The following is an 18,578-nucleotide window of genomic DNA, read 5'->3' as shown; positions in this document are numbered from 1 at the left end:
ATGCGTATCGCCATCCTCGCCGCCGCCGCCCTCATTCCCCTTGCCGCCTGCTCCACCGTCAAGGAAGCCGTGGTCGGCCCGACCCTGGCGCCGGTGGGCTACCCCTCGGCCCTCGTGCAGCAGGAGCAGATCTACCTGGCCAGCAACCAGGGCCAGGCGGCCTCGGCCAACTCGCTCTGGCGTTCGGGCGCGCGGGCCTTCTTCATCGACCAGCGCGCGTCGAAGGTGGGCGACATCCTCACCGTCCAGATCGACATCAACGACAGCGCCCAGACCTCCAACGCCTCCAACAGCAGCCGCGCCGCCGGGATGAAGGCCGCCGCGCCCTCGCTCTACGGCCTGACCGGAAGCCTCGGCCGCCTGCTGCCCCCGGGCACGGACCTGGCTGGCGGGATCGAGACCAATTCGAAATCCTCCAACGCCGGCTCCGGCGCCGTGACCCGGTCGGAGAAGATCTCGCTGACCATCGCCGCGGTGGTCTCCGCCGTCCTGCCCAATGGCAACCTGGTGATCCAGGGCACCCAGGAGGTGCGCACCAATTCCGAGCTGCGCCAGCTGACCGTGGCCGGCATCGTGCGGCCCGAGGACATCTCCTCGGCCAATACCGTCAAGCACACCCAGATCGCCGAGGCCCGCATCAGCTACGGCGGCCGCGGGGACATCAGCCGCGTGCAGAAGACCCCGGCGGTCCAATCGCTGGTGGAGCGCTTCACGCCCTTCTGAACCTTAACACCTAGGCGGCGTTCCTCTTTCCGAAGGGAGCGTCGCTCATGAAACGTCGCGCGATCATCGGACTGGGCATTTCTTGCCTGCTGGCCTCCTGCGCCCACCAGGGCCAGAGCGGTCTGCCCGGCATGGCCTGGTCCCTGAACCACGCCGAGGGCGAAGGCGAAGGCGCCAAGCTGGCCTATGGCCAGCCCCAGAGCGACAACGTCCTGATCATGATGACCTGCCAGCCACGGTCGGGTCGGGTCCTGGTGTCCATGACCGCCCCGATGGGCGCCCCCGCCGACGCGATCCAGATCGCCTCCCGCGACCACAACAGCCGGCTCGCCGCCGACGCCACCCCCGGCATGGGCGAGGGCGCATCCTATGTGGAGGCCCAGGCTGCCGTCACCGATCCGGCCCTGGTCAGTTTCGAGGCCACCGGCGATCTCGCCGTCATGGCCAATGGCCACAGGACGCCCCTGCCGGTCCGCGGCCCCGAACGCCGCGCGGTGAGCGACTTCTTCGCGTCTTGCCGCGCCTAGAGCCTGTCGGAATGCGGTGCTAGCTTCGCCCCATGAAGCTCGCTCTCGCCCTCCTCTTGCTAACCGCCTCCGCCGCCCAAGCGCAGGACGGTCGCGTTTGGACCCTTGGCGCCGATAAGGCCCTGCCGGACGTGACCCTGGTCTATGGCGCTCCCAATTCCGATGATGTGGCGATGGCCCTGCGCTGCCCGCGCCAGACCGGCCAGGTCACCGCCAGCTTCGCCGTCGCCGCCAGGCTCGCCGACCACCGGCAGGGCGAGGTCTGGGTGGACAAGATCGGCCGTCCGGCCCCCTGGCCCGCCAGCGTCACGGTCGCCTCCGGCCCGGCCTCGGCCACCCTGCGGGGCCAGGCCAGCGCCGACGACCTGAACGGCGGCTCCCTGCTGTCGGCGGAGGTCGCCACCCGCGCACCCGTGATCGCGGCCTTCAAGAAGACCGGCGTCATCAGCCTGACGGGCTTGAATGAAACCAAGGACGCCCCGCCGGTCCCGCTGAGGCAGGTCCGGGCCTTCCTCAACGCCTGCCGCTAGGCCCTACGTCCCGCGCCGGCCGCGGCGACATTGTCGACGCCCATGGCGTGGAGGGCGCCGCGCGCGATGCCCTCGGCGTCGAGGCCGGCCTGGGCGTACATGATCTCGGGCTTGTCGTGATCCTGGAAGATGTCGGGCAGGACGAGCGTGCGCACCTTCAGGCCGCGGTCCAGGGCGCCGTGCTCGGCGAGCGCCTGCAGCACGAAGGCGCCGAAACCGCCCATGGCGCCCTCCTCCACGGTGATCAGGGCCTCGTGCTCGCGGGCCAGGCGCAGCAGCAGGTCGATATCCAGCGGCTTGGCGAAGCGAGCGTCGGCCACGGTGGTGGAGAAGCCGCGGGCTCCCAGCAGATCGGCGGCCTTCAGGCTCTCGGCCAGGCGGGTGCCGAGCGACAGGATGGCCACCGTGGTCCCCTCGCGGAGGATCCGGCCCTTGCCGACCTCGAGCGGCGCGGCCAGGTCGGGGATCGCCACGCCCACGCCCTCGCCGCGCGGATAGCGAAAGGCCGAGGGGCGGTCGTCGATGGCCACGGCGGTGGCCACCGCGTGGGCCAGTTCCGCCTCATCGGCCGGCGCCATCAGGATCATGCCCGGAAGCGCGCCCATGAAGCCGATGTCGAAGGAGCCCGCGTGCGTCGGCCCGTCGGCGCCCACCAGGCCCGCCCGGTCCATGGCGAAGCGCACCGGAAGACGCTGGATGGCCACGTCGTGGACCACCTGGTCGTAACCGCGCTGCAGGAAGGTCGAATAGATGGCGCAGAAGGGCTTCATACCGTCGGCGGCGAGGCCCGCGGCGAAGGTGACCGCGTGCTGCTCGGCGATGCCGACGTCGAAGGTCCGGTCGGGGAACCGCTTGCCGAACAGGTCCAGACCCGTTCCCGAGGGCATGGCGGCGTTAATCGCCACGATGGTCGGGTCGCGCTCGGCGTGCTTGATCAGCTCCTGGGCGAATACCTTCGTGTACTGGGGCGGCGCCGGGGCCGTGGACTTGGCCTGCTGGCCGGTGACCACATCGAACTTCACCACGGCGTGCAGCTTGTCGTCGGCGCTCTCGGCCGGGGCGTAGCCCTTGCCCTTCTGGGTCACCACGTGGACCAGGACCGGCCGGTCCTTGATCTCGCGGGCGTTCTTCAGGATCGGCACCAGGGCGTCGAGGTCGTGCCCGTCGATGGGGCCGACATAGTAGAAGCCCAGTTCCTCGAAGAAGGTGCCGCCGGTGACCATGCCGCGGGCGTATTCCTCGGCCTTGCGGGCGGCTTCCTGCAGCGGCTTGGGCAGCACCTTGGCCATGGACTTGCCCAGGTGGCGCAGGGACTGGTAGCCGCCGCCCGACACCAGGCGAGCCATATAGGCGCTCATCCCGCCCACGGGGGGGGCGATGGACATGTCGTTGTCGTTGAGGATGACGGTGAGCTGGCCGGTGGTCTCGCAGGCGTTGTTCATCGCCTCATAGGCCATGCCGGCGCTCATCGAGCCATCGCCGATCACCGCTACGACGCTGTTGTCCTTGCCGTGGGCGTCGCGCGCCGCGCAGAAGCCGAGAGCCGCCGAGATCGAGGTGGCCGCGTGGGCCGCGCCGAAGGGGTCGTATTCGCTCTCGGTCCGCTTGGTGAAGCCCGACAGCCCGCCGCCCTGGCGCAGGGTGCGGATGCGGTCGCGGCGGCCAGTGAGGATCTTGTGCGGATAGGCCTGGTGGCCGACGTCCCAGATCAGGATGTCCTTGGGCGTCTCATAGACATGGTGCAGGGCCACGGTCAGCTCGACCACTCCAAGGCCCGCCCCGAAATGCCCGCCGGTCTGGGACACGACGTCGATCATCTCGGCCCGCAGTTCGTCGGCCAGCTGCTTCAGCTGGACGGCGTTGAATCCGCGCATGTCGGCGGGCGAGGCGACTTGGTCGAGCAGAGGCGTATGTGGCGGCATGTTACGCGAACAGATCTCTCTGAAATCAGTTTCGGCGCTCTAGCACGAAATCGACGCTGGCCCGCAGGAATTCAGCCCGCGGACCAAAGGGGTCGAGGTGCGCCTTGGTCTGTTCGATCAGCAGCTTCAACCGCTCGCGGGCGGCGTCGGCGCCCAGAAGGGTGACATAGTTGGCCTTGCCCTTGGCGGCGTCCTTGCCGGCCTTCTTGCCCAGGACCGCGTCCTCGCCGTCGTGGTCCAGCAGGTCGTCGACGATCTGATAGGCCAGGCCCAGGTCCTGGGCGAAGGCCATCAGGGCGTGGCGCTCGCCCTCCCCGGCGTGGGCCATGATCAGGGGCAGTTCGAAGGCCACGGCGATCAGGGCCCCGGTCTTCAGGCGCTGCATGCGGGCCACCGCCCCGAGGTCGTCGCGCACCCCCAGTAGGTCGATCATCTGGCCGCCGCACATGCCCTTGGCGCCCGAGGCGTGGGCCAGGCGCACCACCATCTCGGCCCGCACATTGCCGTCCTTGTGGGTGTCGGGATGGGCCAGGATCTCGAAGGCGGCGGTCTGCAGGGCGTCGCCCGCCAGGATGGCCGTGGCCTCGTCATAGGCCACATGCACCGTGGCCCGGCCGCGGCGCAGGTCGTCGTCGTCCATGGCCGGAAGGTCGTCGTGGACCAGGCTGTAGGCGTGGACGCACTCCACCGCGCAGGCCGCCCGCAGCACCGGACGCTCGTCCAGGTCGAACATCTTGCCGGTCTCGATGGCGAAGAAGGGCCGCAGGCGCTTGCCGGGGCCGAGGGCGGCATAGCGCATGGCCTCGGTCAGCCGGGCTTCGGGCCCGTCCGCGCGAGGCAGCAGCTCGTCCAGCGCGACGGTGACCAGGTCGGCGGCCTCGGTCACGCGATGGGCGAGTTCGGGCATCAGTTGAACTCGGCCGCTTCGACCCCCGGCGCCCCGTCGGCGCCCATGACGATCTTCTCGACCCGCAGGCGGGCGGCCTCGAGCCGCGACTCACAATGGGCTTTCAGCTTGGCGCCGCGCTCATAGAGCTCGATGGACTGCTCCAGCGGCGCCTGGCCCGACTCCAGCTGGGCCACGATCTTCTCGAGCTCGGCGAGGGCCTGCTCGAACGAAAGCCCTTCGATGTCAGCGGCGTCGGCCATGGCGGTTCCCAGAATTGAGCCTGGCAACCTAGAGAGGCCCGCAGGGCCCCGCAACGGGGCAAGCGCGCGGAATGGGGTTCAAGGCGCCGAGAGCGCGCGAACGTGAGCCAGGGCCGAGCGGCCCAGGGCCTCCAGGCCGTAGCCGCCCTCCAGGGAGGAGACGATACGGCCGCCGCTGTGCCTGGTCGCCACCGAGGCGATGGCCCGGGTCGCCCAGGCGAAGTCCTCGGCCTCCAGGTTCTGGTGGGCGTCGCCCACCGGATCGAAGGCGTGGGCGTCGAAACCGGCCGAGATCAGGATCAGATCGGGGGCGAAGGCGTCGACATGGGGCATCAGGCTCTCGAAGGCCCTGCGCCATTCCTCGCCCGGCGCGCCGGGCGGGACCACGGCGTTCTTGATATTGGCCGGGACCGGCTCGTCGGGATGGCCCGTGCCCGGCCACATGGGCCATTGCTGCACAGAGGCGAAGAACAGATCCTCGTGGCCGGCGAAGGCGGCCTGGGTGCCGTTGCCGTGGTGGACATCGAAATCCACCACCGCCACCCGCTTCAGGCCCGCGGCCTGGGCGACCCGGGCGGCGACGGCGATGTTGGAGAAGATGCAGAAGCCCATGGGCTTGTGCGGCTCGGCATGGTGGCCAGGCGGCCGCACGGCGCAAAAGGCCCGCCCCTGCAGGCCGGCGGCCACGTCCTGCACCGCCTGGACGACGGAGCCCGCGGCCCGGCGCGCGGCGTTCAGGCTGCCCGGCGACATGAAGGTGTCGGCGTCCAGCATCAGGCGGCCCTGGGTCGGCGCGGCCTCGAAGATGGCCTGGACATAGGCCGGCAGGTGCACCCGGGCCAGGTCCTGCGGGCTCACCAGGGGGGCGTCGCAGGGTTCGAGATCCAGATCCGAGGCGTCGCTGAGGGCGTCGATCACCGCCGACAGCCGTTCGGGCCGCTCCGTGTGGCCGGAACCAGGACGGTGGTCGAGCATGTCCGCATGGGTGTAGAGCGCGACAGTCATTGGAATCGATCCTAACCCTGAAACCGTCCCGACCCGAAATGCCCGATATCATGATCCGCCGCGCCCGCCCCGACGACGCCTCGCCCCTGGCCGCCCTCGGGGCGCGGACCTTCAGCGACACCTTCGCCCACCTCTACGATCCCACCGACCTCGCCCATTTCCTGGCGAGCGCCTACGCCGTGGAGAAGATGGCCTCCGACCTGGCCGATCCCGCCAAGGCCGCCTGGGTCGTGGAGGCCCGGGGCCTGGCGGTGGGCTACGCCCAGTGCGGCCCCTGCGAACTGCCTCACGACGAGGTCACGCCCCAGAGCCGGGAGCTCAAGCGCTTCTATCTGCTCAAGGCCTGGCAGAACGGCGGGACCGGGACGCGGCTGTTCCAGGAGACCATGGCCTGGATGCTGGAGGACGGCCCGCGCGATCTGTGGATCGGAGTCTGGTCGGAGAACCACGGGGCGCAGCGATTCTATCGGCGCGCCGGCTTCGAGAAGGTCGGCGAATACGGCTTCAAAGTCGGGTCGACGACGGACCGGGAGTTCATCCTATGCCGCCGAGCGGATAGTTTTTCTCACAAACCCATCAGTTCGCCTGCCTAGTTTGCAACCAAACCGTAGGTAAACGCCGATAACCGGAGAATTATTGCGGAGAATTAAGCTTCTACGCTTTGACGGCGCCCCCAGCTTTTGCGACTTTGCGCGCAATCATCGCAGTAGCTGAAAGCGACGGGTGGGATGCTGAGAATTGGATATGTCCGGTTGCGTGACGAACGCTCCGCGGACGATACGGCGACGTTGAAAGCGATCGGATGTCACGTGGTCCGGGCCGAGGAGCCCGTCGGCCCGATGATGGACGAGTCCGCGGTGCTGAGCTCGATTCTCGACTTCATCGGCGAGGGCGATCAGCTCGTCGTCACCCGCCTGGAACACCTGGGCGGCGCCAGCCGCAACGTGCTTGAGGTCATCGACCGGCTCGAGGAGCGCAACGCCAGCGTCTACATCGTCGAACCCGAGATCTCCAGCCAGGGCGAGGGCGGCCGGGCCCTGCGCGCGGCCCTCCAGGCCGTGCTGGCCGTCGAACCCCCGGGCGGCGTCCGCCGCCGCCGCGGCCAGTCGGCCACCGACGAGATCCGGGCCCTGCAGGCCGCCGGCGTCGGCCCCGTCGAGATCGCCCGTCGCCTCGGCGTCTCGCGCATGACCGTCTGGCGCAAGCTGCGCGAAGTCGAGACCCGCGCGACGGCCTAGGTTTTCGGCGAGGCGGCTTGGCGACGCTATGCCGCGCCCCAGGCGGCCCCGTGGGACAGCGAGCGCTGATCCGACCCGCTAGCCATACTGGACATAAGGCGCGCGGGCCTCCATCTTCCGGGATCAAACAATCGTTCGTCCCCCTATTAGGGAAGCCGCCCATGTTCATGCGCTTTTTCACCGAGCTTCGGGAAGCCAAGGTCCCGGTGACGCTGAAAGAGTACCTCATGCTCATGGAGGCGCTCGACAAGGTGGTCATCAACCGGACGGTGGACGAGTTCTACTACCTGTCGCGCTCGGCCCTGGTGAAGGACGAGAAGAACCTCGACCGCTTCGACCAGGTCTTCAGTCACGTCTTCAAGGGCCTGGAGAAGGTCGACGGCATCGGCGTCTCCGACATTCCCGCCGAATGGCTGAAGAAGCTGTCGGACCAGTTCCTCACCGATGAAGAAAAGGCCCAGATCGAGGCCATGGGCGGCTTCGAGGCGCTGATGGAGGCGCTGGCCCAGCGCATGAAGGACGCCAAGGAAGGCAAGGGCGAGGGCGACGAGGGCAAGGGCGGCCAGGGTCCCAAGGGCGACTCGCCCTTCGGCGCCAACGGCTACCATCCCGAGGGCGTGCGCATCGGCCAGGAGAAGGGCCGCCACGGCAAGGCCATCAAGGTCTGGGACAAGCGCGAGTACAAGAACCTGGACGACTCCGTCGAGCTCGGCACCCGCAACATCAAGGTCGCCCTGCGCCGCCTGCGCCGCTGGGTCCGGGAGGGCGCCCAGGAAGAGCTGGACATGAACGCCACCATCCGCGGCACCGCGGAGAAGGGCTATCTGGACATCAACCTGCGCGCCGAGCGCCGCAACAAGATCAGCGTCCTGATCTTCTTCGACATCGGCGGCTCCATGGACAGCCACATCAAGGTCTGTGAGGAGCTGTTCTCCGCCGCCCGGTCGGAGTTCAAGAACATGGAGTTCTACTACTTCCACAACTGCCTCTATGAGAGCGTGTGGAAGGACAACCGTCGCCGTCACGCCGAGAAGCTGAACACCTGGGACGTGCTCCACAAGTTCAGCCACGACTACAAGGTGATCTTCGTCGGCGACGCCACCATGAGCCCCTACGAGATCACCTATCCGGGCGGCTCGGTGGAGCACTGGAACGAGGAGGCCGGCGCGGTCTGGATGGATCGGGTGGCCAACATCTACGAGAACATGGTCTGGCTGAACCCCACCGCCGAACGGCATTGGGACTACACTCCCTCCATCGAGGTCATGAAGCAGCTGGTTGGCGACCGGATGTATCCCCTGACCATCGAGGGGCTGGACAAGGCCATGCGGGAGCTCTCGCGCTAAAGGTCGCAGGCGGACAATCGTTTGCGACCGCCGCGAGCCTGTTAAGCTGCCGGCAACCGTGAAGGATTCGCCTGTGACCGACCCCGTGCCGGCCAACGACCCGGACCCGCCCAACGAGGCCGCCACCAAGGCCGCGGTCTTCGCCGCGGCTGAGCGGCTGTTCGCCCTCCACGGCTTCCAGAACGTCTCGGTGCGCGACATCACCGCCGAGGCCGGGGTTAACCTCGCCTCGGTGAACTACCATTTCGGGTCCAAGGACGCCCTGCTGTTCGAGATCTTCCGCCGTCGCACCGCCGAGCTGAACCGCGAGCGGGCCCGGATGCTGCACGAGGCCCGCGACCGCCACAACGGCAAGCCGCCGGTGCGCGACATCCTCGAGGCCCTGTTCGCCCCGCCCCTGCGCTGGGCCTCGCCGGAGAACGACCGCCGCATCTCGGTGCAGTTCATCATCCGCTCGCGCAGCGAGGGCACCGCGGAGATGCGCGAGGCGCTCACCAACGACGTCTCCCACCTGGCCCGCTTCGCCGACGCCCTGATCGCCGCCCGGCCCGACCTGCCCCGCGAGAGCGTCTACTGGCGGCTGCACTTCTGCCTCGGCATGGTGCACAACAACCGCTTCGCCGAGTTCGACCGCCTGCACGTGCTGTCGGACGGCGCCACCCGCGAGAGCGACATCGACGGCCTGCTGAAGCGGATGCTCGACTTCGCCGAGGCCGGCTTCCTGGCCTAGGTGGCCAGGCCCTTCGTCGGCCGGGTCTACGCCTTCAAGGCGCTGGACGCCTTCGTCCTGATCTACCCCCTCTACACGGTGATGTTCGTCGCCCGGGGCCTGACGCCGGTGCAGGTCTCGGCCACCCTGATGGCCTGGTCGATCACCGCCTTCCTACTGCAGATCCCGTCCGGGGTCATGGCCGACCGCTGGTCGCGCCGCTGGATCCTGGCCGGGGCCCAGATCCTGCGGGTGATCGGCTTCGTGGCCTGGATCGTCTGGCCGAGCTTCGCCGGCTGCCTGCTGGGCATGGTGCTGTGGGGCGCCAAGAGCGCCTTCACCAACGGGGTGTTCGAGGCCCTGGTCTATGACGAGCTGCATGGCGAGGGCCGGGCCGAGGACTATTCCCGCGTCATCGGCCGGGCCCAGGGGGTGGGCTTCGTCGCGGTGCTGCTGGCCTCGCTCAGCGCCTCGGTGGCGGTGCGGTTCGGCTACACCGCCATCCTGCTGGTGAGCATCGTCTGCGTGCTGGGCGCGGCCGCCGCCGCCCTGGCCCTGCCCCGCGCCCGCCAGACCCTGAGGGTCGGACGCCACTACCTGGCCCTGCTCAGGCAGGGCTTCCGCACCGTGGCCGGGGCGCCGTTGATCCTGGGCTTCATCGCCTTCGCCGCTCTGAGCAACGCCTTCGGCGGCGGGCTGGAGGGGTTCTGGCCGATCTTCGGCTCGCAGACCGGCCTTCCCGCCTCCAGCGTGGCCCTGTTCGTGGCCGCCATCAGCGCCGCCCAGGCCGGCGGCGCCCTTTGGGCCCACCGGCTGCGGGAGGCGGCGACCCCGGTCTTCTTCGGCCTGTTCGCCTTGATCGGCCTGCTGCTGCTGGCGGCGGCAGGATCCATGCAGCCCTGGTCCGTGGCCCTGATCGTGCCCCTGTGCGGCCTGTTCAAGATCGTCGACGTCAATTTCGACGCCCGGCTGCATGACGCCATCCCCACCGAGACCCGGGCCACCATCGCCGCGGTGAAGAGCTTCTCGGGCCAGGTGGCCATGACCGGCATGCTGATGGTCTTCGGCGGCCTGGCCCAGGCGTCCTCCTACCGCGCCGCCTTCCTGGCCTGCGGCGCGGCGATCACCGTGATCGGGGTGGGGGCGCTGCTGCGATCGAGGCTGTTGAAGGCCTGACCGACAGACCCTAGACTCTGACCGTTTCAGATGAATCCATCTGAAGCGGAAAGAAGGGTCTATATTCCACATCTTAGAGCACGTCGGGCGGCGGAACCGGTATCCACTTCCGCCTGACGTGCTCTAAGGGCGCGGCGCCTCGGCCGCGGGGACGGGTGCGACCGGAGGCTCGCCGGGCGCGGGAGCCGGGGCCGGCGCCGGAGCGCCGGGGGCGGCTTCGGCGGTCGGGGCGTCAGGGGCCTCCGGCGCCGTCCCGTCGGCGGGCGGCAGTTCGGGCACGGCCAGGTCCTCGGTCTCCACCGGGGGCGCCTCGACCAGGGCCGCCTTGGGCGCGCTGCGGGCCACGGCGTAGGAGGCGAAGTCCTTCCAGATCTTGGCGGGCAGGCCGCCGCCCACCACGCCGCGCATGGGGCTGTTGTCGTCGTTGCCGACCCAGACCCCCACCACCAAGTCGCCCACATAGCCGACGAAGAGGGCGTCGCGGTAATCCTGGGTGGTGCCGGTCTTGCCGAAGGCGCCCGGGATGGCCGCCTCGATGCCGGTGCCGCGCTGGGTGGCCGAGCGCAGCAGGTCGCGCATGCCGGCCAGCTCGGCCTTGCCGAGCTTGTGGACGGTCTTGGGCTTCTTCCAGTCGGCCAGGCCGTGCGCGATCACCGGAGCCTCGCCGGCGTCGATGGCGGCATAGGCGGCGGTGAGCTGGACCAGACTCATGGGACCGGTGCCCAGCGCCAGGGTGAGGTCCTTGGGGATCGGCTCGGTGACGCCGAGGTCGCGGGCGGTGCGGACGATGTCGTCGCGGCCCACCTGCTGGGCCAGGCGCACGGCGGCCACGTTGGAGGAGCCGGCGAAGGCGGTGATCAGCGGCACCACGCGACCGGCGTACTTGCCCTCGTGGTTCTTCGGCGACCATCCGGCGACATCGACGGGGGCGTCGAGGATCGGGCTGGTGGGGGTCCAGCCCTCGCGCAGGGCGGCGAGATAGACGAACAGCTTGAAGGCCGAGCCGGGCTGGCGGGCGGCGTCGGCGCGGTTGAACTGGCTGACCTTGTAGTCGCGCCCCCCCACCATGGCGACGACCCGGCCATCGGTGCGCATGGCCACCAGGGCGCCCTGGCCGGCGCCCAGCCCCTTGCCGTCGCGGTCCAGGTAGCGAGCCAGGATCTTCTCGGCCTGGGCCTGGAGGTTGGTGTCCAGGGTGGTGCGGACCACGGTCTCGCCATAGCTGGCCTCGAACACCTCCTTGGCCTGGGGGATCACCCAGTCGGCGAAGTAGGAGCCGGTGGGCAACTTCTTGCGGCCGGCGTGGACGCTGACCCCGCGCGCGGCGCGGCGGGCCTGAGCCTTGGTGATGACGCCGGTGTCGGCCATGGCGCCGAGCACGATCCGCATCCGCTCCCGCGCGCCCTTCAGGTTCTCGGTGGGCGCCAGGCGCGAGGGCGCCTTGACCATGCCGGCCAGCATGGCGGCCTCGCCGATGGAGAGGGTCTCCGGGGTCTTGTCGAAATAGTGCCGGGCCGCGGCGCGCAGGCCGAAGGCGCCGTCGCCGAAATAGACCGAAGACAGGTAGCGCGAGAGGATCTCGTCCTTGGAGAGCCGCGCCTCCAGATAGAGGGCGATCATCGCCTCCTGCACCTTGCGGCGCAGGGTGCGCTTGTTGGACAGGAAGGCGTTCTTGGCCAGCTGCTGGGTGATGGTGGAGCCGCCCTCCGCCACCCCGCCGGCCTTGGCGTTGGCGTTCACCGCCCGGGCGATGGCCCGCGGGTCGATGCCGAAGTGCCGGTAGAAGCGCCGGTCCTCAATGGCGATGAAGGCGCCGGGCACGTATTTCGGCAGCTTGGCGACCTCGACCGGGGCTTCCTTGTAGGAGCCGCGCCGGGCGATGGGCGCCCCGTCGGTGGCCACCAGGACCAGGGTCGGGTTGTCCAGGGGCTCAAGGGCCCGACCCAGCGGCAGGGAGCCGGTCAGCCAGATCATCAGCAGGACGAGCAGGGCCGCGACCCCGGCCCCGATCTGCCACGGCCGCCGCTCCCACAGCGGCGTCGGCTCCAGCGCGGCAAGCGGGACACCAGCAGGCGGTTGGTCCGGTTCAGACTCGACCGTCGGCTCCGGCCCGGCCGTCAGGTCCGCCTCGGCCTCGGGTTCAGCTTCGACTTCGGGTTCAACCACAGCCTCGGGCTCGGGCTCGGGCTCGGGCTCGGGCTCGGCGGGCGACTCCGTCTCGCTGGCCGCGTCCAGCTCAATTCCCCGCTCCGCCGAGGGGTCGACGGGGGGCTCAGGGTGCGACGGATCGGCCTCGGGGTCGGACATTCGGAAAGGCGCCCATCGGGCGGAGGCCCGGAAGAGCGGCGTCAATAGCACAGGCCCGCCGCGAGCCAAGCTTGGCCGCGGGCGGAACCGGCGCCGTGCTGGACAGTTCCTTCTGCGCCATTCCAGCATCCGGCGCGCCGAGGCCACCCGGTCAGCGGCGTGATCCTGGGGGACCCGGGCCACCGCGAGCTTTCGATTCGCGTAGATGTGCGCCCGGCCGAAACACAGATGGCGTGGCGTGAGCGACAGTGGCGTACGGAAGGAACAGCCCATGACTCGAGGCTTCGACCAGCAGAACCCGTCCCTCGACTTCAGCTTCCCCAAGTCCGCGCCCACGCCCCAGCACGGGCGGACGCCGGACCCCAAACCCGTCAAACCCAAGGAGCCGCGCTCCTTTCAGCCGCGGCCGGGGCACTAGACCCTGACCGTCCAGGCGAGAGCCTGAAAACGTAGCGACCGCTCCGCCCACGGAGCGCGCGACTCCGGCTAGGCTGCGCTCCGACGCCATCTGGCGAGGGGAGCCCGGAGCCATTGACCGCCGCCTTCACCCCTCGCCGCGCGGTTCTGACCTTGGGGGTGACCCAGACCATCGGCTACGCCTGCTCCACCTATCTGCCGGCGACGCTCGCCAAGCCCATGGCGGCCGATGTGGGCATGTCGACCTCCGGCGTCTTCCTGGCCTTTTCCGCCGCCCTGCTGCTGCAGGCGGCGACCGGCCCCCGGATCGGCAAGCTGGTGGACCATCGCGGCGGGCGCCTGCCGCTGAGCGCGGCCAGCCTGCTGTTCGCCGCAGGCCTGGCGGGCCTGGCGCTCGCCCAGACGCCGGCCGTGCTGATCGCCGCCTGGTTCGTCATCGGGTTCGGCATGTCGGCGGGGCTCTATGACATCGCCTTCGCCGGCCTGGTGGGCTGGTTCGGGGTCGACGCCCGGCGCTCGATCACCGGGGTGACCCTGATCGCCGGCTTCGCCAGCACCATCGGCTGGCCGCTCACCGCCTGGCTGGAGCACCAGGTGGGCTGGCGCGGCGCCTGCCTGGCCTGGGCGGCCTTGAACCTGCTGATCGCCCTTCCCCTGCACCTGAGCCTGCCCCACGCCCCGGCGCCGCGGCCCGAGCCCGCGGCCGACGCCGCCCCGGTCAGCGACGCTCCGGTTCCCGGCGACCTGTCCAAGATGATCCTGATGGCCACGGCCTTCGCGGTGCTGGCGGCCATCGGCTCGGCCATGTCGGCCCACCTGCCGCCCCTGCTGAACGCGCTCGGGGTCAGCCCCGCCGCGGCGGTCGGCGCCGCGGCCCTGGTGGGGCCGGCCCAGGTGGCCGCGCGGCTGGCGGAGTTCGCCCTGGTGCGCCGCATGCATCCCCTGGTCTCGGGGCGGGTGGCGGTGTCGCTGTTTCCCATCGGGGCGGTGCTGCTGATCGGGTTGGGCGGGATCGCCGCGGCCCCCTTCACCATCCTCTATGGCGCCGGCAACGGGCTCTTCACCATCGTGCGCGGCGCCCTGCCGCTGGCCCTGTTCGGGGAGCGCAACTACGGGCGCAGGCTCGGCGTGCTGAACGTGCCCGCCCGGCTGCTACAGGCGCTCTCGCCCTTCGTCTTCGCCCTGATGATCGACCGCTCGGCCAACCTGGCCCTGGCGGTGATGGCGGCCGGCTCGGTCCTGGCCTTCGGCGCCCTGATGCTGCTGCGCCGGCCCGCCGACGGAACGTGATGTCGCGCCGCCGGGGTTTGGGGTTTCCCTCCCGGGGGACTCTGCTAGACGGAAGACATTAGATTTATCCGTTTATGAAGGGAGAGCCCTGCGCGGCTTTTCACTCCCCTGCGCGCGCGGGCGGGACGCCATTGGAAGAGAACATCATTAGGGACGACCTGGTGGCGACCGGCCAGGCCGGCGCACCCGAAGACGAGACCATGGCGGTCAAGGAAGCCGCCTACGAGAAGTTCGTCTGGGACAATCTGAAGCGCAACTATATCGGCAACTACCTGCACGGCATGCTGGGCATGACCGGCTTCCGGCTGGTGAACGCGCCGACCTTCCTGCCGGCCTATCTGCACATGATCTCCGGCTCCAACACCATCGTGGGCCTGGGCCTGGCCCTGCAGCAGGTGGGCAGCGTGGTGTCGCCCATCGTCGGCGCCACCCAGATCGAGCACCGCACCAAGGTCATGCCCGCCGCTATGTGGATGGGGGGCCTGGCCCGGCTGCAGATTCTGGGCATGGCGGCCTCCGGCTGGCTGCTCTCGGGCCAGTCCCTCGTGATCGCCATCCTCGGCTTCATGTTCCTGTTTGGCCTGTTCATGGGCGCCCAGCGGGTGGTGTTCGGCCTGCTGATGGCCAAGGTGATCCCGCTCAGCCGGCGCGGCCGGCTGCAGGCCTGGCGTAACGCCACCGGGGGATTGATCGCCGCGGTCCTGGCCTATTTCGCGGGGCGCTACTTCATCGGCGCCAACCTGTTCGGCAACGGCTACGGCGTGACCTTCATCTTCGCCTTCATCCTCACCAGCCTGGGCCTGACGGCGCTCAACATGTTGCTGCGGGAGCCCGAGCCGCCCACCCTGCGCAAGCAGACCAAGCTGCTGGAACGGCTCAAGGATTTCCCGGCCCTGATCGCCTCGGACCGCGGCTACATGTACTTCCTGATGGTGCAGATGCTGGCCACGGCCGGCCGCTTGGCGGTGCCCTTCTACATCATCTACGCCGGCTCCACGATCGAGCTCACCGGCGGCAACCTGGGCCTGCTCACGCTCGCCTATCTCGGCGCGGACACGCTTTCGAACCTGCTGTGGGGTTATATGGGGGACAAGACCGGGTTCCGGCTGATCCTGCTGGTGTCGCTGATCATCTGGATCGCGGCCACCGTCCTGCTGATGAACGTCCACCTGATGCCCATGACCTTCCTGGCCTTCTTCGGCCTGGGCGCGTCGCAGTCGGGCTACATGATGGCCGCCAACACCATGATCCTGGAGTTCGGGTCGCGGGACGAGATGCCCATGCGCATCGCCATCTCCGCCACCGCCGAGGGCATCATGGCCGCGCTCGGCCCGCTGGCCGGCGGCATCATGGCCACGGCCCTGGGCTTCACGACCGTGTTCGGCGTCTCCATCGGCTTCCTGGCCGCCGCCCTGCTGCTGCTGATCGTGGCGGTCAAGGAACCCCGCACCGCCCGCCTCTCGGCGATGTAGCGGCCAAAGCCCTAAGCCGCCAGCTTGGCCTCTACCGCCGCGGCGATGCGGGCCTTGGCCATTTCGTTGGCGACCTCGTGGGTGGGGCGGCGTTCGGACGCCGCGCGGGACAGGACCTCGTCTAGGGTCTCCATCAGGCGGTCGAGCTTGGCGGCGACCCAGGCGGGGTCGAAGCTGGTCCCGGCCTCCAGGGCGGCGATCTCGGCGGCCACATTGATGATGCCGCCGCCGTTGATGACGTAGTCCGGCGCATAGAGCATGCCGCGCTCGAACAGGGCGCGGCCGATCTCGGGGCTGGCCAGCTGGTTGTTGGCGCCGCCGGCGATGATGCCGGCCCGAAGGCGCGGCAGGGTCTCGGCGTTGATGGCGCCGCCCAGCGCGCAGGGGGCGAAGACGTCGGCGTCGGTCTCGAAGATGTCGGCGGGGCTGACGATCCTTGCGCCGGTGCGCTCGGCCACCGCGCGCAGGGCCTCGGCGTTGGTGTCGGTGAGGATCAGCCTGGCGCCGGCGGCGTGCAGTTTGTCGGCCAGGTAGGCGCCGACATGGCCGACCCCCTGGATCGCCACGGTGACGCCGTCGAGGTCGCGGTTCAGCGCCCGGCGGACACTGAGCTTCACGCCCCGGAAGATCCCCTCGGCGGTCACCGGCGAGGGATCGCCCGAGGCCGCGGCGTGACCCTCCAGGCCCGCCACATGGCGGGTCTGGCGCCGCGCATGCATCAGGTCGGCGGGTGAGACGCCGACGTCCTCGGCGGTCCAGTAACGGCCGCCCAGGGTGTCGACGGCCCGGCCGAAGGCCTCGAACAGGGCCGGGGTTTTCTGGGTGCGGCTGTCGCCGATGATCACGGCCTTGCCGCCGCCCAGCGGAATGTCGGCCATGGCGTTCTTGTAGGACATGGCGCGCGACAGCCGCAGGGCGTCCTCAAGCGCCAGGTCGGCGCTGGCGTAGGGCCACATGCGGCACCCGCCGGCCGCCGGGCCCAGGGCGGTGGAGTGGACCGCGATGATGCACTTGAGGCCGGTTTTCTCGTCAAAGAAGGCGTTTACGCTTTCATGCCCCTCGAAGGCGGGGTGATCGAACAGGGTCATGCTGAGAACTGGCTCGAAGTGGGGAAGGATTTACCCGCCTCTACCCCCGCGCGGCCCATCTCACAACCCCGCCGATGCGGCGGCGGTCCCCCCGCGCGGGTGGCGCGGCCGGGGGATGGACGGGGCGCCCGACGGCAGGGGCTGGTCGGGATCGCGGACATAGCTGAGGATATCGGCCCAGACCTTGGGGCCCTGCTTGTCGCGGGTCATCAGGTGCCAGCCCTCGGCGTAATAGACGGTCTTGTCGCCGGGCTTCAGGCGGCTGGCGGCCTCGAAGGCCGGGCGCTTGGGGATGATCTCGTCGTGGGCGCCGTAGAGATAGAGGGCCGGGACCTTGATCTGGCCGGTCTCCCGCCAAGCCCGTTCCATCATCGCCACCAGGCCATAGAGGGTGTCGGACCGCGCGCCCCAGACCATCAGCGGGTCGCGGCTCATGGCGATGAGCTCCTCGCGATTGTCTGTGGGGGTCACGCGCTTGGTGAGCCATTCCGGCGGCCTATAGACCTTGGACCCCGTCAGCCGGGCGGCGAACCACAGGGTGGTCTTGTAGGGCAGCGGCTGGGTTGACCAGCCCCAGACGGCGGGCGAGAGCAGCACCACCCGGTCGGCGGTGGGCGGGCGGTCCGAGGCGAAGGCCTGGACGGTGACGGCGCCGCCCATGCTTTCGCCGGCCACCACGACGATGGCCTTGGGGTGCCGGGCGCGGACCACGGCGGCCATGGTGCGCAGGTCCTCCACCATCAGCTCGTCCCCGCCCCAGACCCCGCGGTTGGGGGAGCGGCCGAAGCCGCGCTGGTCATAGGCGTAGGTGGTCACCCCCTGGCTCGCCCACCAGGGCGCGGCCAGGTGGAAGGCGTTGGCGTAGTCGTTCATGCCGTGGATGCCGATGATCACCGCCCAGGGCTCCGACGTGTTGGCGGTCCAGGTGGTGAGACCCAGGCGGGCGCCGTCGAAGGAGACGAAGCTGTCGCCCTCCAGCCGGGGGCCGGAAAAGGCGGCCGGCGGCATGCCGGCCTGCTGCACCATCAGCGGGGTGCAGGCGCTCAGCATCAGGGCGGCGAGGGCGACGAGGAGGCGCTTCACGACTCTAGAATGGCTTGGACCCTTTGGCGAAGATAGGGCGTAACCTCGGCCTCGAACCAGGGGTTCTTCTTCAGCCAGCCGGTATTGCGCCAGGAGGGATGCGGCATGGGCAGGAGGTGCGGGAGGTAGTCCCGCCAGCCCCGCACCGTCTGCGTCATGTTGGCCTTGGCGCGGTCGCCCAGGGACCAGGCCTGGGCGTGCCTGCCCACCAGCAGGGTCAGCTCCATGGCGGGCAGGACCGCCATCAGTTGCGGCCGCCAGAGCCGGGCGCAGCGCGGCGGTGGCGGATAGTCGCCGCCCTTGGGGCTGGTCCCCGGAAAGCAGAAGGCCATGGCCGCCACCCCGATCTCGGGCCGGCCATAGAAGGTCTCCGCGTCGATCCCCATCCAGGTCCGCAGCCGGTCGCCGGAGGGATCGGCGAAGGGCAGGCCGCTCTCATGCACCCGCCGGCCGGGCGCCTGGCCGCAGATCAGCAGCCGGGTCTGGGGATTGACCATCACCACCGGCCGCGGCGCGTGCGGCAACTCCCCGGCGCAGGCCCGGCAGGCGGCGATGTCGGCGAGGACGGCGTCGAGGGACATGGGGGCTATCTAGGA

The 18,578-nt window shown here is 69.8% G+C and carries 18 protein-coding genes; 10 read left to right on the top strand and 8 right to left on the bottom strand.

Features of this window, described 5'->3' with window-relative positions:
- The 3 genes from flgH to Q7T09_RS06840 are packed head-to-tail and all read left to right on the top strand — an operon-like array spanning nt 1 to nt 1,780.
- Nucleotides 1-723, top strand: a complete 723-nt coding sequence (gene flgH, locus Q7T09_RS06850; protein ID WP_304698715.1) for a flagellar basal body L-ring protein FlgH — start codon at nt 1-3, stop codon at nt 721-723.
- 47 nt (nt 724-770) lie between these two features.
- Nucleotides 771-1,250: a hypothetical protein gene (locus tag Q7T09_RS06845; protein WP_304698714.1), complete on the top strand. Its 480-nt coding sequence runs from the start codon at nt 771-773 to the stop codon at nt 1,248-1,250.
- A gap of 32 nt (nt 1,251-1,282) precedes the next feature.
- Entirely contained in the window at nt 1,283-1,780 is a 498-nt protein-coding gene (locus Q7T09_RS06840; RefSeq protein WP_304698712.1) for a hypothetical protein, read from the top strand.
- On the opposite strand, the gene dxs is transcribed toward Q7T09_RS06840, so the two are convergent.
- The 4 genes from dxs to Q7T09_RS06820 form a co-directional block, all read right to left on the bottom strand.
- Complete coding sequence (gene dxs, locus Q7T09_RS06835) at nt 1,777-3,702, bottom strand: 1-deoxy-D-xylulose-5-phosphate synthase (protein ID WP_304698710.1); 1,926 nt, start codon at nt 3,700-3,702, stop codon at nt 1,777-1,779. The genes Q7T09_RS06840 and dxs overlap by 4 nt on opposite strands.
- Nucleotides 3,703-3,727: 25 nt before the next feature.
- The gene (locus Q7T09_RS06830) at nt 3,728-4,609 is read right to left on the bottom strand and encodes a polyprenyl synthetase family protein (protein WP_304698708.1); all 882 of its coding nucleotides are present in this window, start codon (nt 4,607-4,609) and stop codon (nt 3,728-3,730) included.
- Nucleotides 4,609-4,851: an exodeoxyribonuclease VII small subunit gene (locus Q7T09_RS06825; RefSeq protein WP_304698706.1), complete on the bottom strand. Its 243-nt coding sequence runs from the start codon at nt 4,849-4,851 to the stop codon at nt 4,609-4,611. The genes Q7T09_RS06830 and Q7T09_RS06825 overlap by 1 nt, the downstream gene beginning before the upstream one ends.
- Before the next feature lie 78 nt (nt 4,852-4,929).
- Entirely contained in the window at nt 4,930-5,856 is a 927-nt protein-coding gene (locus Q7T09_RS06820; protein ID WP_304698704.1) for a histone deacetylase family protein, read from the bottom strand.
- Between the two features lie 38 nt (nt 5,857-5,894).
- Between Q7T09_RS06820 and Q7T09_RS06815 the strand changes: the two genes are divergently transcribed.
- The 5 genes from Q7T09_RS06815 to Q7T09_RS06795 all read left to right on the top strand — a co-directional run bounded on the left by Q7T09_RS06815 (nt 5,895) and on the right by Q7T09_RS06795 (nt 10,325).
- Nucleotides 5,895-6,449: a GNAT family N-acetyltransferase gene (locus Q7T09_RS06815; protein WP_304698703.1), complete on the top strand. Its 555-nt coding sequence runs from the start codon at nt 5,895-5,897 to the stop codon at nt 6,447-6,449.
- 135 nt (nt 6,450-6,584) lie between these two features.
- Nucleotides 6,585-7,094: a recombinase family protein gene (locus Q7T09_RS06810; protein WP_370689212.1), complete on the top strand. Its 510-nt coding sequence runs from the start codon at nt 6,585-6,587 to the stop codon at nt 7,092-7,094.
- Between the two features lie 161 nt (nt 7,095-7,255).
- Nucleotides 7,256-8,440: a VWA domain-containing protein gene (locus Q7T09_RS06805; protein ID WP_304698701.1), complete on the top strand. Its 1,185-nt coding sequence runs from the start codon at nt 7,256-7,258 to the stop codon at nt 8,438-8,440.
- A 73-nt stretch (nt 8,441-8,513) separates the two neighbouring features.
- The gene (locus Q7T09_RS06800; protein WP_304698700.1) at nt 8,514-9,170 is read left to right on the top strand and encodes a TetR/AcrR family transcriptional regulator; all 657 of its coding nucleotides are present in this window, start codon (nt 8,514-8,516) and stop codon (nt 9,168-9,170) included.
- Nucleotides 9,171-10,325 carry an MFS transporter gene (locus Q7T09_RS06795; RefSeq protein ID WP_304698699.1) on the top strand — a complete coding sequence of 385 codons (1,155 nt, stop codon included), beginning with the start codon at nt 9,171-9,173 and terminating at the stop codon, nt 10,323-10,325.
- Between the two features lie 123 nt (nt 10,326-10,448).
- Here Q7T09_RS06795 and Q7T09_RS06790 read toward each other — a convergent pair whose 3' ends face one another.
- Nucleotides 10,449-12,632, bottom strand: coding sequence for a transglycosylase domain-containing protein (locus Q7T09_RS06790; protein WP_304698698.1), 2,184 nt, complete (start codon nt 12,630-12,632; stop codon nt 10,449-10,451).
- Nucleotides 12,633-13,163: 531 nt separating this feature from the next.
- On the opposite strand from Q7T09_RS06790, the gene Q7T09_RS06785 reads away from it, so the two are divergent.
- Complete coding sequence (locus tag Q7T09_RS06785) at nt 13,164-14,339, top strand: MFS transporter (protein ID WP_304698697.1); 1,176 nt, start codon at nt 13,164-13,166, stop codon at nt 14,337-14,339.
- A 161-nt stretch (nt 14,340-14,500) separates the two neighbouring features.
- The gene (locus Q7T09_RS06780; protein ID WP_304698696.1) at nt 14,501-15,811 is read left to right on the top strand and encodes an MFS transporter; all 1,311 of its coding nucleotides are present in this window, start codon (nt 14,501-14,503) and stop codon (nt 15,809-15,811) included.
- Nucleotides 15,812-15,822: 11 nt separating this feature from the next.
- On the opposite strand, the gene Q7T09_RS06775 is transcribed toward Q7T09_RS06780, so the two are convergent.
- The 3 genes from Q7T09_RS06775 to Q7T09_RS06765 are packed head-to-tail and all read right to left on the bottom strand — an operon-like array spanning nt 15,823 to nt 18,563.
- A complete protein-coding gene (locus tag Q7T09_RS06775; RefSeq protein WP_304698695.1) occupies nt 15,823-16,899 on the bottom strand; it encodes a Glu/Leu/Phe/Val dehydrogenase dimerization domain-containing protein in 1,077 nt (358 codons plus the stop codon).
- A 60-nt stretch (nt 16,900-16,959) separates the two neighbouring features.
- Entirely contained in the window at nt 16,960-17,982 is a 1,023-nt protein-coding gene (locus Q7T09_RS06770; protein WP_304698694.1) for an alpha/beta hydrolase, read from the bottom strand.
- Complete coding sequence (locus Q7T09_RS06765; RefSeq protein WP_304698692.1) at nt 17,979-18,563, bottom strand: uracil-DNA glycosylase family protein; 585 nt, start codon at nt 18,561-18,563, stop codon at nt 17,979-17,981. The genes Q7T09_RS06770 and Q7T09_RS06765 overlap by 4 nt, the downstream gene beginning before the upstream one ends.
- Nucleotides 18,564-18,578: the final 15 nt, after the last annotated feature.

It is taken from the genome of Phenylobacterium sp. (assembly GCF_030645195.1).
Classification (GTDB): Bacteria; Pseudomonadota; Alphaproteobacteria; order Caulobacterales; family Caulobacteraceae; genus Phenylobacterium.
Note: the sequence above shows the minus strand (reverse complement) of the source record. Positions and strands in the feature narration are given on the sequence as shown.